Raw genomic sequence first — 21,489 nt, forward strand, 5'->3', positions numbered from 1 at the left:
TAAAATTTTATTCTCTGTATTTATTATTTTTATTAATTTAAGCAATATACTTATCGGACATATTGCGCTGCATTGGGGTTATGCGTTACCGGATATCAAGCCTCGTATTGAAGTCGCTTTTTTATCCCCTATCTATGAGTCTAAAGAGTATATCGCACGGTATATCGATTATAGAGATTATGCGCTAATACTTTTTTCATTTTTTGTCTTATATCTTTTATCCAGATTTCTTAGACATTTTACCCATTCTTATAAAGTATTTAGAACTATAGGGTTAGGCGTGTTTCTTTCGGTCCTTATTGCGGTCAGTTTTTATATCAATCCTATCAAAGAGTTTGAACCTTTTAGCGTTCCATGTGAAATTTGTACCGTAATTGATGATACGAATAAAATAGATCAAATCATGAAAGCTAGAGAAGAATACATACGTCATATCAAGATCGCTAAAGCCAATAAAAAAAATCAGTTGTATGACAAGATCATCATTGTTATGGGGGAGAGTGTTAATAAAAGCCATATGTCCCTCTATGGCTATGATTTTCCTACCACTCCTTTTTTGGATTCTCTTCAAAAAACACATCATCTGTATATATTCAATGCCATAGCGCCTACAAATCAGACAAGATATTCCGTTCCTATTGAGTTGACCGAAGCGAATGTAAACTATTATGAGGATCGATATTTTCACTCTTGTTCCGTACTTACGAATTTTAAGGCCAATCACTATGAAACGTATTGGATTTCAAATCAAGGGCGTGTGGGAAAAAACGATTCTTCCATCTCATCTATGGCGTATGAAGCAAATATATCTTTTTTTGCAAATCTAAACTATCTTGAGGCTAAAACGGATGAGGTGCTCCTCGATTACTTAAACAAGCTTCAAAGAAATTCGGAAAAAGAGATGTACCTCTTGCATCTGATGGGGTCTCATTCTGACTATATAAACCGATACAAAAAAGAGACTGCTTTGTTTAAAAATCCCAAAAATATTGTGGAAGAGTACGATAACAGTATCCATTACAGCGACTACATATTGAGTCAGATTTATGAAAAATTTAAGAATGAAAAATTGTTGCTCATCTATGTGTCGGATCATGGTGAAAATATAAATCTTGAAAACAACGGACATGGTTTTTTACCGCCGTTTAAAGATGAATACACGGTTCCCTTTGTGATCTATAGCAATGTCAAAAATTCAAGATTGGACGAAATTTATAGAGATAACAAAAAGGGATATTTCAATTTGGAAAATTTCAATTATATTGTGCAATACGTCAGCGGTATTAGCAATCATAAAAACCTATCTTTTTCACGTGACGTTATGGCTGTTGAACCTAGCAATATATTTAATTTCGATAAATTAGAAGTCTATAAATAAGTGCCTTATGAACCTAAGTAAATTTGAGGTTTGCAAGTGAATGTACTGTATAATATTGTAATAAAATTTAAAAGAAAGTAGTCTGATTTATGTTCAAACCGATATTAAAATTTATTTTGGTCTTGATAGGTTTTTTAAGCAGTTATGCTATGGCCAATGATTTGCCTAATATGTGCAGTCGAGATCAAAATGTCAACGAGTTTACCATTCTAAGTTATCACGAAATAGCAGATAAAAGTGAAACGCTTGATTCAACGTATGCGGTAACTCCATCGAATTTTGATCGGCAGATACATTGGTTAATGGATAACGGGTATCACTTTGTCGGGATAGATGATATTTTAGCCTATCGTAATGCTGGAAAGCCGTTACCCGGTAATGCTGTTTTGATTACCTTCGATGATGGCTATGAGTCGGTTTATACCAATGCCTATCCGATTTTGAAAAAATACAAAATCCCGAGTGTCATTGCGCTCGTGGGGAACTGGATGAGGGCTACAGATAAAGTCGATTTTGACGGGCATATGATTGCACGTAGCAAGTTTTTAAGCCAAACGCAGATCAAAGAGATGGTCGGTAGCGGTCTCGTAGAGGTTGCCAGTCATAGCTGTTGCATGCATAAAGGGATTGCAGGTAATCCGCAAGGCAATATGGAGCCGGCCCTTACCACTCGTCAATGGCTTGTCGAAAAACAAAGGTATGAAGATGAAAAAAGTTATCAGCAACGTATTTACAATGACCTATTGGAAAATAATGTTTTTTTAGAGCGCTATACGGGACAAAAACCTCGCGTCATGGTGTGGCCGTACGGACGCTATAATATCGAGGTGCGTCGCATTGCAGAGCGCTTAGGTATGCCCATAGGATTAACGTTAGATGATGGGAGCAATACCCGCATTACCCCATTGTGGGGACTTCGACGTATATTGGTAGAGGGAAAGATGACCCTTCAGGAATTGGAATTTCTTATGTGGATGCGAAACGGTAATTTTACCGATGATGCTAGAACGACCAAAGCGGCTCATGTCGATATGGATTATCTTTATGATGCCGATCCGATCCAGCAGGAAAAAAATATTGCCTTATTGCTGGAGCGTATTAAAAAACTGGGGGTCAATACGGTTTATCTGCAAGCGTTTGCCGATCCTGATGCCAATGGTGCTGCGGACTATGTCTATTTTCCCAATCGACATATACCCATGCGTGCAAATCTATTTAACCGTGTTTCGTGGCAAATTGCCAAATGCACGCAGGTCAAGCGTATTTATGCATGGATGCCCATGATCGCCTGGCAATTACCGAAAAACAATCCGGCGGCCAAAGATACGGTCGTGACGTTGCAAGTTGATCCGACTCATCTCAATATGGGGTATCCGAGATTATCCCCATTTTCACCTAAAGCGCGCAAAGTCATTAAAGAAATTTATGAAGATTTTGCAAAGTCAGCCTATATTGACGGAATATTATTTCATGATGACGTAACGTTATCCGATTTTGAAGATGACAGTGTATTTGCCCATAAGCAATATAAGAAGTGGGGATTGGCGCCAAGTGTTACTCAAATCAGAACGGATCGACAACAATTTCAGCAATGGACTAAACTGAAAACACACTATTTGGATGCGTTTGCAATGCAATTAGCGCAAATTCTAAGAGACGAGCAACCGGGGCTCAAAACAGCACGAAACCTGTATGCGCAAGTTGCACTCAATAACAACTCTGAAGAGTGGTATGCCCAAAGCTTGCACGAGTCGATAAAGAATTATGACTATACCGCTATTATGGCAATGCCCTATATGGAAGAAGCCCCTGATGCCCAAAAGTTTTATGATGAAATAGTCAAACACGTAAAAGAAGAACAGTGCGGACTGGAACGTACGGTAATCGAGCTGCAGACGGTGAATTGGAGAAAAGCTAATGAGCCGATTTCTTCTCAAGAATTGGATCAGACTATAAGACATTTATACACTTTAGGTGTTCATCATATTGCATATTATCCTGAGAGTGTGTATACCAATAACCCTGATGCCGATATGATGAATCAAGCGTTTTCTCAAAAACCGGTACGTATGTATGCGAATACCATGCCTAACCAGTAATAAGGATTATTAATGACTTTTTCTATATTTTTTCTTTTAATATGGCATACAATTTTAGGATATGTATTTTATTATCCACTGTTTATGTCGAGTTTATGGATAATAGGGGCAATATTTTTCTATTTTAAAAATGAAAAACCCTACGCTAAATACATAATACCCCCCCTGAGAAACAATGAAACTTGGGCAGGCGTCAGTATTTTAATCCCATGCTACAATGAAGGGCAAAATGCTATCGAAACAATTAGTTATGCACTCAATGTAGAATACCCGGAATTTGAAGTCATTGCTATTAACGATGGTAGTAGTGATGATACGCTAGAAATATTAGTGAATTTGGCAAAAGATAATCCAAAATTAAAAGTGGTGAATTTAGCCGCAAATCAAGGTAAAGCTTTAGGGCTTCAAGCCGGTGCATTGGTAGCAAAGTATGAGTACTTAGTGTGCATTGATGGAGATGCCTTGATTGATAAATATTGTGTGTATTGGATGGTTAAGCATTTTATTCGCTATCCGGAAGTTGCCGCCGTAACGGGTAATCCAAGAATACGCAATCGCACGACGCTATTAGGTAAAATACAAGTTGGCGAGTTTTCTTCTATTGTAGGTATGATTAAACGTGCACAGCGTAGTTTTGGACGAATATTTACTGTATCGGGTGTGATTACCGGCTTTAGAAAGGCAGCTGTACATGAGGTAGGCTATTGGAGCCCTGATATGCTGACCGAAGATATTGACATTTCTTGGAAATTGCAACGTAATGGTTGGGATGTACGTTTTGAACCTCGTGCTTTAGTGTGGATTTTGATGCCGGAAACATTGAAAGGGCTTTGGAAACAACGGTTGCGTTGGGCTATGGGCGGTGTTCAAGTCATGCTCAAAAATTTCAAAGTTTTATTTATGCACAAACAAACCCATCTTTGGGGACTCATGGTTGAACAAATGCTTAGTATGCTTTGGGCCTATAGTATGGTGTTGGTATTTTTAGTTTGGTTTATCAGTTTGTTTATGCCATTTCCCTATTTAATGCCTACTCACTCACCGATTTTGCCGGATCAAAGCAGTGTTATTCTAATCGGCGTATGTTTGATACAGTTTGCGATCAGTAAATGGTTAGACGGCCGTTATGACCAAGGTTTGGGGAAAAATTACTTTTGGATGATTTGGTATCCCTTTGCCTTTTGGCTACTGAATTTGTTTACAGCAGTAGTGGCTCTTCCCAAAGTATTATTGGGCAAAAAAGGACGAGCAAGATGGGTTAGCCCCGATCGAGGCGCACATCAACAAGTGAAAAAAGGTTAAGACGAATATGGAAACGCTCATTATTAATAAACGCCGTGAGTTACCTAGGACCAAAAGATTGGCTTGGGACATAATAACTATTTTACTATGGGTAGGTTTTATTTATTTGTGGAAGCCTTTATTGCACGTCTTTTATCGAATAATTACTTTAGAAGTGCCAGCTAATGAAATATCAGATTGGATTTTTGAGAATATTCATAGTGTAACGTTTGAAAATGCCATCTATACTTTAATCGCAACGCCGGTAGTGTTGTTTTTATTGTCAAGACTGCATAGGCATCAGGCTCCAAGTGAGCATTTGATATATCATTCTAAGAATTATTCAGATTATTTTCATTTACACGATGTACAGTTGCAGGAGTGTGAAAATAGTCAATTTATTACGGTTTACCATGATGATCACGGTCATATTATTAGTTTAGATAATCACATTACCAAAAATAAGGTGTAATGCAAAAGAGAGACTTATTTTTCCCGCAAGGGGAAGCTTTATAGACCGCTTTTTAAAAACAATCCTTCCTTCTATTATTACAAGCTCTAAATTTATATGACTGAAATATAACTTGTGTTAATTTGTATTATAATGCATCATAAAAAGTTTCAGTTCACGATTGAAGAACTAGAGCAGATAGCTAGTGACATGAGAACTAAGATAGCGGAACTGAATGAAGACCTGGGCGATTTTTGGGAACAAATCAAAGACGACATCGATAGCTCTCGGAACAAAATAAACGAGGCCTTTGGAAGGTTAAACAGATCATTGGTTATCTGACAATTTTATACCCGTGTTGTCGAGCGGAGTGTAAAATCAGTACTTATTTTGTTGATAAATAGCCAATCATCTCTGCCATAGAATATGATTTTCTTCGAGAGGAATCGAAACGCCATCGCGATGTGGTATAAGTCGCGCTGTATAGTCTAGCGCCGGACGCTCTACAGAAACACTTGCGCGGTAGGCATAGCCATTGATTGCGCCGACCAGAGGTCGCACGCACTTCATCTCTACCCGTACCGGAGCACCACCATCAATACTATTGGCATAAAGCTCGACTTGTACAGCTTCGGCATTCAGACCATCCAAATATATCTGCACTTCAAATACGTGTTGCTCACCAATAGTTTCAATTTTAACTTCGCCGAACCGCTGTGAATTCCATTTTTGTTCCAGCGCATACTTCCAATCAACCATTAGCACACCAAACGCGCTATTGTTGGCACTGCGTTCTCGGTAGGCTATAGCCGCAGGAAGATAATATTGTTCAGTGTATTCACGCACAGTACGGTTGCTGGAAAATTGCGGCGTTAGCTGTGCCATGCTTTCACGCATGCGGTTAACCCAAGCCGTGGGAATGCCCTGATCATCGCGAGTATAGAATTCCGGGATCACTTCGCGTTCGAGCAGATCATAGAGTTGCTCGGCTTCGTACGCATCCCAAGCGGGATCATCACCATGTTCCTGCCCATCGCCCAAGGCCCAGCCAACTTCCGGTGTATAGGCTTCCGCCCACCAGCCATCCAGTTCGGACAAATTGATTCCGCCGTTGACCAACACTTTCATACCACTGGTGCCGCATGCCTCCCACGGACGACGCGGTGTATTGATCCAGACATCGACTCCCTGTACCAAAGACTCGCTCAGCTGCATGTTATAATCGCTAAGAAAAATTACATGGCGACGTACTTCCGGTCTCCGGATGAATTGCGTCCACTGGCGAATGAGGTCCTGCCCTGTACGATCCTCGGGATGTGCTTTTCCTGCAATGACGAGTTGCACCGGACGTTGAGGATTGCTCAGTAGACGAAGCAGACGCTCTGGATCGTGCAATAGCATGTTGGGACGTTTATAGCTTGCGAAGCGACGTGCAAAGCCTAGGGTCAATACGTTGGGATCAAAAATCTGTGCGGCCTCCGCTACCGTTGTGGGCGTTGCACCGGAGATCACCATTTCTCTGGACGAGCGCTTGCGCACGAAATCCACAAAAGTTTGACTGGCTTCAATGCGAAATTGCCAGAGCCTCTCATCGGAAACACGGCGCATGTTGTTCCCCATAACCTCCGCTGTTCCAAGCCAACGGTCTTTACCACAGGCTTCAGTCCACAGTGCATCCGCCGCAGCGGAATCCCAGGTCGGCATGTGAACACCGTTGGTCACATGCCCTACCGGCACTTCTTCATGTGGAATATTTGGAAACAGCGGCTCAAATAAATGTCTGCTTACTTTCCCATGCAAGCGGCTGACGGCATTCACCGCACCGCTACCGCGAATCGCCAAATAAGCCATATTAAATGGTTCCGACTCATCGTCTGGATTGTGTCGGCCAAGTGCCAGCAGGTTGCGAAGTGTGAGACCAAGCCGCTCGGCATAACCACCGAGGTATTGTTTAACGAGAGCCGGCGCAAAACGATCAAAACCGGTAGCCACTGCCGTGTGCGTTGTGAACAGATTACCTGCTCTGGTCACCGCTAGGGCTACATCAAAAGGGTGACCTGTTTCTTGCATGAAATCACGCGCGCGCTCCAGTACCACCAATGCAGTATGGCCTTCATTCAAGTGGCACACTTCAGGTTGCAAACCAAGAGCACGCAATAAACGCCAACCGCCAATTCCCAGCACCATTTCCTGTGTCAGGCGCAACTCCGATCCACCACCATACAGCTCACTGGTAATACCGCGATGTGCCGGATAATTCGCGATGTCATTGCTGTCCAGCAGATACAATTTCACACAACCGACTTGAACCTGCCAGGTGCGTAACCAGACTGAGTAGCCAGGAAGGACAACTTCGAGTCGTAACCACTCTCCATCCGATTTCCGTAACGGCGTGACCGGCAATTGGCCCGGATCGTTGTACGGATAGAGGGCTTGTTGTGCACCATTTCGGTCTATTACTTGGCGAAAATATCCCTGCTGGTAGAGCAACCCCACACCGACCACCGGCATGCCCAGATCGCTAGCGGCCTTGAGTTGATCGCCAGCCACATTTCCGAGACCACCAGAATAAATGGGCAACGCTTCGCTCAACATGAATTCCATACTGAAATACGCGACGCAGTTCAACGGTGATTTCGGGTGTGTTTGCTGAAACCACGCGGATGCGTCTTCCAGCTGTTTCTTGGACTGCACAAGGGCATCAATCTTTTTGCGGAAAACCGGATCGGCGAGCGCATTGCGCAGCTTGTCGCGCGAGACCGTCTGCAGGACATCGCACGGATGATGCGTCAGGTTCCATAGCACAGGATCCAGTTCTCGCCATACTTCATCGGAGGTATGACTCCAGGACCAGCGCATATCCAGGGCCAGATCGACCAGGGATTTGAACCCCGCAACATCTGTAGGCAACAAGTCGTATAGCGGATGACTTACTGGTGTTTGTTCACTCATAGTGATCCCTTGAGTTTAAGTAAGCTGATTTATTTTTGCCATTGATCGGCCAGCACTGCGCAGCGCCTCTGGACAATCCAGCCGCCCGGTGTGAATCTCAACGAATACCAGACCATCCGCTGTGCCGGCTTTTTCCAGCGCATCTTCAAGTTCTCCTTCCGTGTGAACATCAAGGCCCAACCCACCGCCGAACACTTCTACCAGCTTATGATAATGCCAAGGCTGGATGTCGTTGTAAGGCCGATCAACGATCACACGCTCGATGGTGTAGCCGTCATTATTGAGAAGAAAAATTATGGGCTTAAGAGCGTAGCGAATCATAGTAGAGAGATCCTGACAGGTAACCTGAAAAGCACCATCTCCCACAAACAACACGACTCTACGCTCTTGCGCCGCCATACTGGCACCCAACGCGGCCCCAACGGTATAACCAATCGAACCGTAAAAAGTTTGCCCAATGAAGGTCGCCCCTTCAGGCATCAACATCTCTGCGGTACTGAACAAGGAGACACCTGTTTCGGCGATGACGATTGAATCTTTTTCGACAAAATGGCTCATCCGGTCGAAGAAGCGCTTGATAGTCAGCGCTTGCGGTGCTTCGGATCGGTAGGCTTGCGTATGTCGATGCTCACAGCTATCGACAGCACTCTGAATCTCAAGAGTTGCAACATCGTGCCGATCCAGCTTTGCGCTCAACCCTAGAATAAAATCGCGAAGATAAACATTCTCGAAATAATGGTGTTTGATTTTGACGGTACGGATGTTGGCGCAGATCGTTTTTGAGTCGTCTAGCCGTGTGGTGAATCCGCCCGTATTGAAGTCACTCATCAGCTCCCCGAGTTGCAGAATGCAGTCTGCTGACTCGATTTGCTCACGCACATAGTCGCGGCTCCGATCCCCCTCGAACAGCCCGATGAATTGCGGGTGCTGTTCTGAGAGGAGACTCTTGCCGAGCATCATGGTTACATACGGGAAGCCCGTCTTATCGAGTAAAGCTGAAAATTCATTTTGTAACTTGAAACGTATCAACTCCACGCCACCAATCACTACCGGCTTTTTCGCTTGACATAGCATGTCAAGCGCTTCATTGATTGCCTCATTTAGCGCACTCGGATCGCTGGGAGCATGTACAGGAAAGACAAAAGCATTAGGCCGATCACATTTCATCATCACCACATCTGAGGGGATACTGATGTAGACCGGCAATTGGGAGTAAAGGCACGCTCTCAACACCCTGTCGATTTCACCCGGTGCAGTTTCACCGCAAGAGAGCTGTGTAGAGGCGACGGTAATCTTCTCGTACATCTTCAGAGGAATCTGGTAATCGCCCAAGGTATGGTGCAGCAAAGGACGAGTGCGGAAATTGATCGTGGCGGGTGAGCCGGTTATCACCACCACCGGAACCCTTTCGGCATAAGCTCCGGCTACACCGTTGATAGCACTTAGTTCGCCGACGCCAAAAGTAGTGACAAAAGCTCCTATACCTTTGATTCGCGCGTAACCGTCAGCGGCATAAGCCGCATTGAGCTCGTTGCAGGTGCCGACGTATTCCACCTCACTATTTAGCACCTGATTTAAGAAGCCGAGGACAAAATCTCCCGCTACACCGAACAGATGATCCAACCCGATTTGCTTAAGCCGGATGAGTAGGTATTCGGCAACGGTTATCTTTGAACTTGTCATGTAGCTATTACTCCTTGGCATTTGATTACCACCTTAAGCGCATGTTTCTTCGCCGCATTGGCATAGGTGTCATACGCTTTCAGAATTTCTGAGAGTTCGAAACGGTGGCTTATGAGTTTTTTCGTATCAAGGCGTCCCGACTCGACCATTTTTAGCAGCATCGGCGTTGTACCCGCATCAACTAGACGCGTGGTCAACGTGATATTGGAACTCCAGAGTTTTTCAAGGTGCAGCTCGACTGGCTTACCATGTACACCCATGTTGGCAATACGCCCTCCGGGGGTGATGATCGACTGAGCGATATCAAAAGTCGCTGCGACGCCGACGGCTTCGATAGCCACGTCCACTCCGGCATTTTTTGTCAGTTCCATGACTTGCTCGACCGCCTTGCCATCCGCGCTGTTTATAATCTGCGTTGCGCCCAACGAGCGCGCGATTTCCAGCCGGTCATTGTTATGACCAATTATAATGATTTCGGCAGGCGAGTAGAGTTGCGCGGTGAGCAACGCAGCCAGACCGACAGGTCCTGCGCCAATAATCGCCACAGTGTCCCCCGGTTTCACTTGTCCGCTTAACGTCCCGCATTCAAGTCCGGTAGGCATATTACAACTTAGCATGACGGCAGCTTCATCATCTATATCGGGTGAGAGCCGGTATAAGCCAGTATCGGCATAAGGGATTCTGACGTATTCGGCCTGCGTGCCGTCTATATGGTTGCCCAACCGCCAACCGCCATTACTGCAATGCGAATACATCGCCCTCTTGCAGAAGTCGCATCTGCCGCAGGAAGTAATCAGCGAGATCAGAACCTTATCACCCTTTTTAAAATTTAATACGCTTGATCCCGCTTCCTCGATGATCCCCACCCCTTCATGTCCGAGAATACGCCCGTCCTCAACCGTTGGAACATCGCCCTTTAGTATGTGCAGATCGGTTCCGCAGATGCTGGTTGTGGTGATGCGTACGATGGCATCTGTTGATTCTTTGAGTGTTGGCCGGGGTCGATCTTCCAACGCCAGATTATTCGGCCCATGAAAGACGAGCGCTTTCATCGTGGTGGTATTGTCTTTAGAAGAGGAGTTGCTCATTGGAATTCCTTTGGTTTAATAGAGTTTATGTTGCGAGCAAATATTGGCATTAAGCGATCCTAAAATAGCCTATAAGGCAGCAATGTAACGGTCTCACAAAATGCGAGGTCTTGGTGAGGCCATCTCCGGTTGGGGTTCCTATGGACATGGATGCGTACCCCTCTCCCATACCAAGGCCATAGAGAGTTGCGGCGTTTTTGACGAAGATAGAGCACTGCATACGTCGCCCCATACGCGTCAGATTCCCGATGTGAGTCGAGTACATGGATGCAGTATGATGGTTACCACCCTCCGCTTGATAGGCCAATTCGATGGCTGAATCAACATCTTTTACGAAGGTAACTGGGAGGATAGGCATGAGCTGTTCGATCCAAATAAAAGGGTGATCATCGGATACTTCCCCCCACAACAAGCGCGTGGAGTGAGGAACTTCCAAGCCAATAGCTTTGGCTATGACCGCCGCATCGCGACCAACATAGTCGCGATTCATGAACGGTTCATTAGAGTCCTCGTGTTTCTTGATGAGGAGTTCGGCCAATGCGTCCATTTGAGATACGGAAAGCTCGAAAGCCCGCTTATCCAAACGCATGCATTCCAGAAATTGCGCCTTGGCCGCCTCGACTACGAAGACTTCTTTTTCCACGATGCACAGCACGTTGTTGTCGAAGCTTGCACCAAATATGATCTCCTCGACGCATTTTGGAAAGAGGGCTGTTTCGTCGACAACGACAGGAGGGTTTCCGGGACCGGCCGCAATGGTTTTGCAAATTTTCCCAGTGCTCATGGCTACTTTCACGATGGCAGAACCGCCAGTTACCATATTGAGATTAACGTCTGGATGAGACAGAAGAGACTTGGTTGCCTCATGAGAAAGAGGAGAAAATGTGGTGATCAATCCTGCTGGAGCACCTGCAGCGACTGCAGCCGAAGAGAGTGCGCACATCACATCCTGACAAACATTGAGTGCGGCAGGATGCGGGGCGAAGACCACAGAATTGCCAGCTGAGAGTATGCCAATAGCATTAGATATGATGGTCGCAGCGGGGTTGTTGGAGGGGGTAACTGCAACCACAACACCAAATGGCGCATACTCCACCAAGGTCAGTCCTTCATCGCCGGTGTAGGCTTGTGAATGCAGGTCTTCAACCCCCGGCGTGCGAGTGGCACAAAGAATATTTTTCTGCGTCTTGTCATCGGCACGCCCCATCTTTGTCTCATCAACTGCCATATGCCCCCATCGTTGCGCATTGGCGATGGAAATATCTCGCATGGCCTTAATAACGGCGCGGCGCACTTCGAGACTGTACTCCTCAAAGACCTTCTGCGCTTGAGCCGCAGCGAAGACGGCAGCATCTACTGTAGCGAAGATGACATGATCAGTATCGTTGCAAACATTTTGCTTTTCATTTTTTTTAATTAAATTCACTATAGTTCCTTTCTGTATCTGAATATCTTTTATACCGTACTAGTCAGTCATTTTGTAACACTATATGTATTGGATTTACTACTATCATTGAACACTATTTCTTTACATATATAATTATTAATAACACTATAGCATTATAATGGTTATCAATAGCAATTAAGTAATATGTTTAATATCGAATTAATAAAAAAAATTTATTTTTAATATATATGGTTATAATGCTTTATATCAGAAAATTCTTTTATTATGATTTTTTCTTATTCGATTTCACAGGAGAATAACCATTATGGAACACAATGCCGAACAACCCAAAGCTCCCGAATCAAAGCCTGATGCTAAGGATGATCTGAAATCCCTGCCTCTATCGGAAGTGGAGAAGAAACTCGGCTCGTCGCCAAAAGGGCTCACTCAAGTCGAGGCGACAAAGCGGCTGAGTCAATATGGACCCAACGAGATTGAGGAAAAGAAGACCAATCTGCTACTGAAGTTTCTCAGCTATTTTTGGGGTCCCATCCCGTGGATGATCGAAGCTGCCGTGATACTTTCGGCGATTTCTAAACATTGGCCTGACTTTGGGATCATTCTGATTCTTCTCTTGGCCAACGCCGCGGTCGGATTCTGGGAGGAACACGCAGCTGGTAATGCAATTAAAGCCCTCAAAGCCGAGCTGGCGGTCAAGGCCAGGGTGATCCGTGACGGGAAGTGGATCAATCCGCCCGCGCGTGAGCTGGTGCCGGGTGATGTCATTCGCATGCGTCTGGGAGATATTGTCCCTGCGGATGTGCGTTTAATAGATGGCGATCCTATGTCGGTCGATCAGTCCGCGCTGACAGGAGAGTCCTTACCCGCTTCGCGTAAACAGGGCGATGCAGTGTTTTCCGGTTCCATTATCCGGCGGGGTGAGTGCAGTGCACTGGTGTATGCTACCGGTGTAAACACCTATTTCGGAAAGACCGCTGAACTGGTTCAGAATGCACCTTCAGATAGCCATTTTCAAAAGGCGGTATTGAAGATTGGCAATTACCTGATTATTCTCGCAGTTGTGCTGGTGGCCGCAATTATTGCCGTCGCGATTTACCGCGGCGACCCAATCCTCACTACCTTGCAGTTCGCTCTGGTGCTGACCGTGGCCGCGATTCCCGTGGCGATGCCCACAGTGTTGTCAGTAACTATGGCTGTCGGCGCGCGCCTACTTGCTAGGAAGAAAGTAATCGTGACCCGTCTGGCTGCCATCGAGGAATTGGCCGGCGTAGATGTGTTGTGTGCCGACAAGACCGGTACGCTGACCCAGAACAAACTCACGCTGGGCGATCCGTTCAGCGTGAACAATATTCCCGCCGAGCAAGTGATCCTCGACGCCGCGCTGGCGTCGCGTGCGGACGACAAGGACACGATAGACATAGCCGTGTTGGGCGGCTTGAAAGATGACAAGGCCCTGAAGGATTACCATGTGGTGCATTTCCTGCCGTTCGATCCTGTGCATAAGCGCACCGAAGCGACCGTCAAGGGTATGGACGGAAAACAATTCAAGGTGACAAAAGGGGCGCCGCAGGTGATCCTGGCACTGGCGACGAATGCCGGTGAAGTCAAGTCCGCCGTCGACAAGGCGGTCAACGACTTTGCGGCGAGCGGTTTTCGTTCGCTGGGCGTGGCGAGGTCTGAGGACGATGACCAATGGCAGTTTGTTGGTGTGTTACCTTTGTTCGATCCGCCGCGGGAAGATGCCAAGGAAACCATCGCGACCGCGATGGCGATGGGAGTTAAGGTTAAGATGGTGACGGGCGATGCACTTGCCATTGCCAAGGAAACCGCCAAAAAATTGAACTTGGGTGCCAATATTCTCGATGCCTCCAGCTTGGGTGACTCGAAAAAAGAGGAGACCTCAGAAGTGGCTGAGTCCATCGAAAAGGCCGACGGTTTCGCCCAAGTATTTCCCGAACACAAGTTCCACATCGTGGATGTCCTGCAAAAACGTGGTCATATCGTCGGTATGACTGGCGACGGGGTGAACGATGCCGCTGCACTGAAGAAGGCCGATTGCGGCATAGCCGTATCGGGTGCAACGGATGCAGCACGTGCGGCAGCGTCCATTGTGTTGATGACGTCCGGCCTGTCGGTGATCGTCGATGCAATCAAGGAAAGTCGAAAAATCTTCCAGCGTATGAACAGTTACGCAATCTATCGCATTGCCGAGACACTGGGCGTGTTGTTGTTCATGACGCTATCGATCCTGATATTCAACTTTTACCCGTTGACTGCGGTGATGATCGTGATGTTGGCACTCCTCAATGACGGCGCTATACTGTCCATTGCATATGATAATGTTCATTACAAAGATAAGCCTGAGACTTGGAATATGCGTATGGTACTGGGCGTCGCAACGGTGGTGGGCGTCATCGGGGTAGCGGACTCGTTTGGTCTATTTTATCTGGGTGAACGCGTATTTCACTTAGACCATGCGTTCATTCAGACGTTAATTTACCTAAAATTGTCCGTGTCTGGGCATTTCAAAATTTTCCAAACACGCACACGCGGCCCGTTTTGGTCAATACGCCCTGCGCCGATTTTACTGTTAGCTGTATTCAGTACACAAATCGTGGCGACGCTGATTGCGGTTTACGGGCTATTTATGACACCGCTCGGTTGGAGTTGGGCGCTAATGGTGTGGGGCTACGCTTCGGTATGGTTTCTCTTTAATGATCGCGTAAAACTGCTCGCCTACCGGATATTTGATCCAGTCAAAACTGGAAGCAAGCCAAAAAATTAGTCGGTCTGAACAACACCGCTAACATGATAGAAAGGATAAAGATGAAAATCAAAATTAAGAATTTCCGCGTAGCACAGGGAAAACGGGTCAAGCTGGACAAGTGGCCGATGCTGGTGAAAGCAGCCTACAAGTCGAAATAGAAGTATAAAAAACACCTTGAAGAACACGTGAATATGGATGGCCGATCGGTATGCAGGTCTCTCGTCCTTTGGGTAATAAACTCTATGAAGTTCGAAGTAGTATTTCAGATAAGCGAATTGGACGGGTAATATTTACCATTATCGATTACTATATGGTACTGCTTAATGGGTTTGTCAAAAAAACGCAACAAACACCAAAAGAAGAAATTGATTTAGCACTAAAGCGTATGAAGGAGATTCAATGAAATTGCAACAAGGTATCGGAAGCTCATTCGATAACTTCCTCCAAGAAGAAGGTATGCTTGCAGAGGCAGAAGCTATTAAACGAGTGATCGCATTCCAACTAGAAGAAACAATGGCAAAAGAATGATCAGCAATCTACAAACGATGAACGGTGTAAAAAGTGTCAAAGAGATTGATGTCTCGGGTAAAAGGGTTCTGATTCGAGTTGATTTCAATGTCCCTATTGATTCACAGGGGAATATCTCCGATGACCGGCGTATCCGTTCGGCCCTCTCTACTATTAATTATTGCATCGACCACAATGCATGCTCTATCATCTTAGTATCCCATCTTGGCAATCCGAAGGGTGGATATGAAGAGCGTTATTCTCTGCGTCATATTCAAAAGCGGCTGGAACGTATGCTGGAAAAACGGGTAGAGTTTATCGAAGATTTCGAAGCTTCGCATGATGAGATGGCAAGCTGCTCGTTGGAGCGGGTATTTTTGCTTGAAAATATCCGTTTTCATGCCGGTGAGAAAAAAAATGATCCCGAATTTTCCAAAAAACTTGCCGATATTTGTGATGTTTATGTAAACGATGCATTCGGCACATCCCATCGGAAACATGCTTCTACTTATGGGATTACGGAATTCGTTGATACAAAAGTGGCCGGTTTTTTGATGATGCGTGAAATAGAAGCGTTTCTGAAAGCGCTTGAAAAGCCGATTCGACCAATAGCACTTGTAGTTGGAGGATCGAAAATTTCTTCCAAAATCACTTTGCTTACTTCCATCATGCCAAAAATTGACAAACTGATTGTCGGCGGTGCTATGAGCAATACGTTTCTTCAGGCATTGGGATACGATATGAAGCACTCGATGTTTGAACAAGATTTCGTTGAGACGGCACGCTCAGTGATGGAAGAGGCAAAGAAACATAATGTGAAGTTCTATTTGCCGGTAGACGGTGTCATCACCGATTCAGTCGAAAATCCGATAGACGTCCGTGTTACTCCAGTGCAGGATGTCTTGGATGAATTTAGCTTTGTTGATATCGGTCCGGCTACTCTTAAACTTTTTTCAGAAGCAATAGAGCTTTCCAATACAATCATTTGGAACGGTCCGATGGGCATTTATGAGATCGATCGTTTTTCTAAAGGGACTTATAAACTCGCTTCGGCTATCGGTGCTTCTTATGCTTACACGATTGTCGGCGGAGGCGACACAGCTGATGCGGTAGAAAAAGCAGGGGAAAAGGATAATTTCAGTTTTATCTCGACCGGAGGCGGGGCTAGTTTGGAATTGCTAGAGGGGAAAATATTGCCTGGATTTGAAAAGCTGGATCGGAAAGAGCAATAGTCACATTTTGGTCATAAAATATTGCATTTTTCTGACAAAACAGTATGAAACGTATGCTATGATTAATCATTAGCATTATTACTTTTTCTTAAAGGAGACGTATGAAAGCCGTGATTATGGCTGGAGGATTTGGTACGAGGATACAACCGCTCACCAATTCTGTCCCTAAACCTATGCTCCCGATTATGAACCGTCCGATGATGGAGCACACGATTCTTAGCTTACGTGATTTAGGCATTACAGAGTTTATTGTTTTACTCTATTTTAAACCTGAAATTATTAAACACCATTTTGGAAACGGTAGCAAATGGGGGATCAATATTAGCTACGTGCTTCCTGATGACGATTATGGTACTGCCGGTGCGGTCAAAAAAGCCCAAGAGTATATCGGGAATGAAAATTTTATAATTATCAGTGGCGATTTGGTGACCGATTTTGATTTTCAAGCGATTTTCGACTATCATAAATCCAAAAACTCAAAACTTACTATTACCTTGACATCGGTCGAAAATCCACTCGAATTTGGAGTTGTTATTGCCAATGAAGAGGGGAAAATCGAAAAATTTCTCGAAAAACCCAGTTGGGGAGAAGTCTTTAGCGATACAATCAATACCGGTATCTATGTCATTGAACCTGAGATCCTCAATTATATCCCGAGCAACGAAAATTTTGATTTTGCAAAAGATCTCTTTCCTATGCTGATGCGAGAAGGGATTGATCTAATGGCGGGATACGCGCAAGGGTACTGGCGTGATGTGGGTAATCCTGAGAGTTACCGTGATGTATATGACGATATTTTGAGTGGAAAAATCAAATTTCAACTCTCAGGTGAGGCAATTAAATACACTGATGGAGTCCTGATTTGTGAAGAGGATAATATTATCGATGAGAATATCGAAGTGGTTGGTATTGTTGTTATCGGAAACAATGTAACGATTAAAAAAGGCTCAAAACTCAACAATGTTGTCATAGGGGATAATGTAGTTATCGGCGTTTCGTCAAAAATCTCGAATAGTGTTATTTGGAATAATGTTGAGATCGGCAAAAATACACGATTGGATGGATGTGTCATCTGTAACAATAATCGTATCGGTAAAAATGTTACGGCAAAATCGGGGTTGATTTTGGCTGAGGGGTGCGAAATCGGCGAGTTGGTTACTGTCGAAAAAGATGTAACCATCTGGCCGGATAAAGTGATTGAAGATGCGGCAATTGTCAGTCGCAGTATGATTTTGGGGAGCAAATACAAAAATTCCATTTTTGAAAACGGACTGGTTGTTGGAAAGTCCAATGTTGAAATTTCATGTGAAATGGCAACAAAGCTCGCCGAAGCATTCGGTGCCCAGATGCAGGTAGGTTCAATGATTCTCGTATCGCGTGACAATGCCAAGAGCTCTCGTATGTTGAAGAGGGCATTTTTGGGTGGATTACTCTCCTCTGGTATGGATGTCCTCGATTACGGTGCAATCCCCTCGGCAGTAATGCGGTGCAGTCTTTCGTTTCATGATGAGTATGCAGGAGGGATTCATATCAATCAAAAGCTTGATGATCCGACCAGTACCGTCATTACGTTTTTTAACTATGAAGCACTTCGAATCAACAACGATATGGCAAAAAAGGTAGAAAAAGCGTTTTTCAAAGAGACCTTTCGACGGGTTGACTATTCCCGCATAGGGCAAATATATATGTCAGATCATGCGAAAGAGTACGTTGAATATAAAAGGGGGATGGAAGAACTTCTCCAATCGCATATGTTTAAATGCCTTAACTGCCGAATTGCAGTGGACATGATGCATGGGATGGCCTCCGAAGTATTCCCAGATATCCTCAACGATATGGGAGTTGATCATATACTTTTCAATGCCCATCCAGATATTCAGCGCCTCGACAATATCAATTTTTTAACCAAATCATCGTATGAAGATATGAGTTCAGTGATAAAAGCTCTTGAGCTTGATGCCGGATTTATTATCTATCCTCACGGACAGCGGATCGATATACTCTGTGATAAAGGGATACTGCTGAGTAAGCAAGCTGCATTGTTTATTGTCCTTACATTACTTAATATGGAAGCAAAAAATCAAGGGATAGTAAAAAAGGTATTTTTACCGACATGGGCGGCCGATTTTGTCTATTTTGATCACCTTGAAATAGAGCATGGACAATACGGGAATTTCAAAAAAGAGAAGATGAAAGAGTACGATTTAGTAGCAACCGGAGAGGGGAACTTTGCTTTTACTGAGTTCTCTTCCCATCGTGATTCAATGTATGCAACACTCAAAATTTTAGAGATGATTGTTTGTAATCGGGTAAAACTCTCGGAAATGATCGAATCGCTCCCTCATTTTTATTATAATACTTTTCAAGTCCCTTGTACTCAAGCGAATAAAGGGAAAATGATGCGCATGTTCCTCGAAGACTCCAAAGGAAAAAAATCATCAACCCTTGATGGTGTAAAAATTTGGCTTAAACCGCAGGATTGGATTTTAATGATTCCAGACCAGTATAGTGATAATTTGAACCTCTATATTCAAGCTAAATTGGATGAAGAGGGTGAACGTATCTGTGCAATGTATAAGTCAAAAATTGAGGAATGGATCAATAGTTAATGGAAACAAAACCCCTTAGCCTCTCATTTTTCTGGCACATGCATCAGCCCGATTATCGTAGAAGTGATGGGGTTATGGGGATGCCATGGGTATTTTTACATGCCATCAAAGACTATTATGAGATGCCGTGGCTTGTGAGCCGCCATGAGACGATCAAAGCGACCTTTAACCTCACTGCAACACTTATGGAGCAGTTGGAGCTTTATCGAGAACCTCTTAAAAATGACTATTTTCTCTCTCTATGGGACCTACACCCATCAGCACTAAGTTTTCAAGAACGAGAATGGGTGATAAAAATCTGTAAATCGACCCAATTTCAGACTATGGTAAGACCCCTTGTGCGTTATGAATGTTTATATACACAAAGCAGTTACACTAATGATGAACTGGTTGATTTAGAGATGCTATTTATATTGTCATGGTGTGGAAATTACCTTCGAGGCGAAAACAAGGTTGTAAAAGAGCTTTTGAATCGGGGGAAGAACTATAAACAAAGTGACAAAAATCAGCTACTGAATACTCTATCCGCATTTATACAGACGATTATCCCTTTTTATGCCACATTACAAAAAGAGGGAAAAATTTCGGTCTCGACTACCCCATATTTTCATCCGATATTGCCTCTGTTGATCAATATGGAAAATGCAATTATCGCTAATCCCTATACTACTATTCCCTCAAGAGCCGTATCGCTTCACGAAGATGCTCTAAAACATATCGAGCGATCTATCGCATTGTATGAAAGATATTTCAACTGTAAGCCGAGCGGTTTTTGGCCGGCAGAGGGGGCGGTTGATCCCAAAAGTGTAGAGTACTATCGCGAACATGGGGTGAAGTGGATTGCTACCGATGAAGCGATTTTATTTCATTCACTGGAGAGTGAAGATCGTCATAATCTTTATAAAACTTACGATTATGAGGGGATTACTATCGGATTTCGTGATCATGGCCTCAGTGATCTGCTTGGATTTACCTATCGATATAAGGGAGCCGAAGATGCCTCAAACCATTTTCTCCGATCATTGGAAGCTATTCATCTGGAGAATGATGAATCTACGGTTTTTGTTATCGTTGATGGAGAGAATGCGTGGGAGTTTTATGCGAATAACGGGTTTGATTTTTTTAACGCCTTATATAAACGTTTAGAAGAGACACCTTGGTGCCAATGTGTCAATATGGATGAGATTGCAGATGAAAAAAAGCATACGGAATTAAAATCACTTCATCCGGGAAGTTGGATTCACGGCTCATTTGATACCTGGTCTGGGCATCCCCAAAAAAACCGTGCATGGGAACTGATTTATCAAACAAAACGGGATGTTGAAAATTTTTCGGGAAGTATAGTAGGCGATGCGGCACGAAAAATTGAGGATCATTTTTTAGCCTCTGAATGCAGTGACTGGTTTTGGTGGTACGGTGATGACCATGTAACCGAATTTGCGAGTGAATTCGATACCCTTTTTCGGGGACATCTGATCGCTATCTATGATCTTTTAGGGATGACTCCTCCTGCTAATCTTTTCACCACGATTATTTCGATGAATAGTGCGGCACCATTTTGGGTTAAGCCATCCGCTCCAATCACACCGAGTATTGATGGAAAATACTCCTCATTTTTCGAGTGGCTCGGATGCGGCAGTATGGATGAAAAAAAGCTTTACTCCACTATGGATAGAGTTCGAGGTCCGATTGAAACTCTCTATTATGGGCATGACAAGAAAGCGATTTACATCGCATTTGTGGGAGTGTTGAGTACCGTCGATCGACGAGGGTTGAAACTGCAGGTGATGCTTGAAGAGAGTGGTGAACGGTTTGAATATGATTTGGAAACGCTCACGTGTGGTCAAAATGATAACGTGGCAATTGATGAGCGGATTGAAATTGCACTATCAAGATTGCATTTCAAGGAGATGAGACTCTTTCATCTACGCTTTGAGCTGATCAGCGGGAATAAGATACTCCAAACAATGCCGGGCAACGGTGCACTGTGTGTCGACTTGAATGAACATTATGCCGCCAACTGGTTTGTTTAGT

Annotated in this window: 14 protein-coding genes and 1 pseudogene; 11 read left to right on the forward strand and 4 right to left on the reverse strand. The window is 44.4% G+C overall.

The window, feature by feature from the left end:
- The first annotated feature begins 280 nt into the window (after window positions 1-280).
- The 5 genes from WC407_RS12310 (at window position 281) to WC407_RS12330 (ending at window position 5,551) form a co-directional block, all read left to right on the forward strand.
- Window positions 281-1,378 carry a phosphoethanolamine transferase gene (locus WC407_RS12310; RefSeq protein ID WP_373022962.1) on the forward strand — a complete coding sequence of 366 codons (1,098 nt, stop codon included), beginning with the start codon at window positions 281-283 and terminating at the stop codon, window positions 1,376-1,378.
- 89 nt (window positions 1,379-1,467) lie between these two features.
- Window positions 1,468-3,477: a poly-beta-1,6-N-acetyl-D-glucosamine N-deacetylase PgaB gene (gene pgaB, locus WC407_RS12315; RefSeq protein WP_373022963.1), complete on the forward strand. Its 2,010-nt coding sequence runs from the start codon at window positions 1,468-1,470 to the stop codon at window positions 3,475-3,477.
- Between the two features lie 12 nt (window positions 3,478-3,489).
- Window positions 3,490-4,779, forward strand: coding sequence for a poly-beta-1,6-N-acetyl-D-glucosamine synthase (gene pgaC, locus WC407_RS12320; protein ID WP_373022964.1), 1,290 nt, complete (start codon window positions 3,490-3,492; stop codon window positions 4,777-4,779).
- Between the two features lie 7 nt (window positions 4,780-4,786).
- Window positions 4,787-5,230 carry a poly-beta-1,6-N-acetyl-D-glucosamine biosynthesis protein PgaD gene (gene pgaD / locus WC407_RS12325; protein WP_373022965.1) on the forward strand — a complete coding sequence of 148 codons (444 nt, stop codon included), beginning with the start codon at window positions 4,787-4,789 and terminating at the stop codon, window positions 5,228-5,230.
- Window positions 5,231-5,419: 189 nt separating this feature from the next.
- Complete coding sequence (locus WC407_RS12330; RefSeq protein WP_373022966.1) at window positions 5,420-5,551, forward strand: hypothetical protein; 132 nt, start codon at window positions 5,420-5,422, stop codon at window positions 5,549-5,551.
- 66 nt (window positions 5,552-5,617) lie between these two features.
- On the opposite strand, the gene glgP is transcribed toward WC407_RS12330, so the two are convergent.
- From glgP to WC407_RS12350, 4 genes are read right to left on the reverse strand one after another with little or no spacing between them, the layout of a single operon-like run.
- On the reverse strand, window positions 5,618-8,161 hold the full coding sequence (glgP, locus tag WC407_RS12335; RefSeq protein WP_373022967.1) for an alpha-glucan family phosphorylase: 2,544 nt from the start codon (window positions 8,159-8,161) through the stop codon (window positions 5,618-5,620).
- Window positions 8,162-8,176: 15 nt separating this feature from the next.
- Window positions 8,177-9,844, reverse strand: coding sequence for an alpha-keto acid decarboxylase family protein (locus WC407_RS12340; protein WP_373022968.1), 1,668 nt, complete (start codon window positions 9,842-9,844; stop codon window positions 8,177-8,179).
- Complete coding sequence (locus WC407_RS12345) at window positions 9,841-10,932, reverse strand: zinc-dependent alcohol dehydrogenase family protein (protein WP_373022969.1); 1,092 nt, start codon at window positions 10,930-10,932, stop codon at window positions 9,841-9,843. Before WC407_RS12345 ends, WC407_RS12340 begins: the two co-directional genes overlap by 4 nt.
- Window positions 10,933-10,981: 49 nt before the next feature.
- Window positions 10,982-12,358, reverse strand: a complete 1,377-nt coding sequence (locus WC407_RS12350) for an aldehyde dehydrogenase (protein ID WP_373022970.1) — start codon at window positions 12,356-12,358, stop codon at window positions 10,982-10,984.
- 286 nt (window positions 12,359-12,644) lie between these two features.
- Here WC407_RS12350 and WC407_RS12355 point away from each other — a divergent pair, with 286 nt between their 5' ends.
- The 6 genes and pseudogenes from WC407_RS12355 to WC407_RS12380 all read left to right on the forward strand — a co-directional run bounded on the left by WC407_RS12355 (window position 12,645) and on the right by WC407_RS12380 (window position 21,488).
- Complete coding sequence (locus tag WC407_RS12355) at window positions 12,645-15,125, forward strand: plasma-membrane proton-efflux P-type ATPase (protein ID WP_373022971.1); 2,481 nt, start codon at window positions 12,645-12,647, stop codon at window positions 15,123-15,125.
- 178 nt (window positions 15,126-15,303) lie between these two features.
- Window positions 15,304-15,510: pseudogene (locus tag WC407_RS12360) on the forward strand (type II toxin-antitoxin system RelE/ParE family toxin); the annotation flags it as partial.
- Complete coding sequence (locus WC407_RS12365) at window positions 15,507-15,635, forward strand: hypothetical protein (RefSeq protein ID WP_373022972.1); 129 nt, start codon at window positions 15,507-15,509, stop codon at window positions 15,633-15,635. The pseudogene WC407_RS12360 and the gene WC407_RS12365, both read left to right, overlap by 4 nt.
- On the forward strand, window positions 15,632-16,846 hold the full coding sequence (gene pgk, locus WC407_RS12370; RefSeq protein ID WP_373022973.1) for a phosphoglycerate kinase: 1,215 nt from the start codon (window positions 15,632-15,634) through the stop codon (window positions 16,844-16,846). The genes WC407_RS12365 and pgk overlap by 4 nt, the downstream gene beginning before the upstream one ends.
- 101 nt (window positions 16,847-16,947) lie before the next feature.
- Window positions 16,948-19,455: a sugar phosphate nucleotidyltransferase gene (locus WC407_RS12375; RefSeq protein WP_373022974.1), complete on the forward strand. Its 2,508-nt coding sequence runs from the start codon at window positions 16,948-16,950 to the stop codon at window positions 19,453-19,455.
- Window positions 19,455-21,488 carry a glycoside hydrolase gene (locus WC407_RS12380; RefSeq protein ID WP_373022975.1) on the forward strand — a complete coding sequence of 678 codons (2,034 nt, stop codon included), beginning with the start codon at window positions 19,455-19,457 and terminating at the stop codon, window positions 21,486-21,488. Before WC407_RS12375 ends, WC407_RS12380 begins: the two co-directional genes overlap by 1 nt.
- The last annotated feature ends 1 nt before the right edge of the window (window position 21,489 follow it).

It is taken from the genome of Sulfuricurvum sp. (genome assembly GCF_041651515.1).
GTDB lineage: Bacteria > Campylobacterota > Campylobacteria > Campylobacterales > Sulfurimonadaceae > Sulfuricurvum.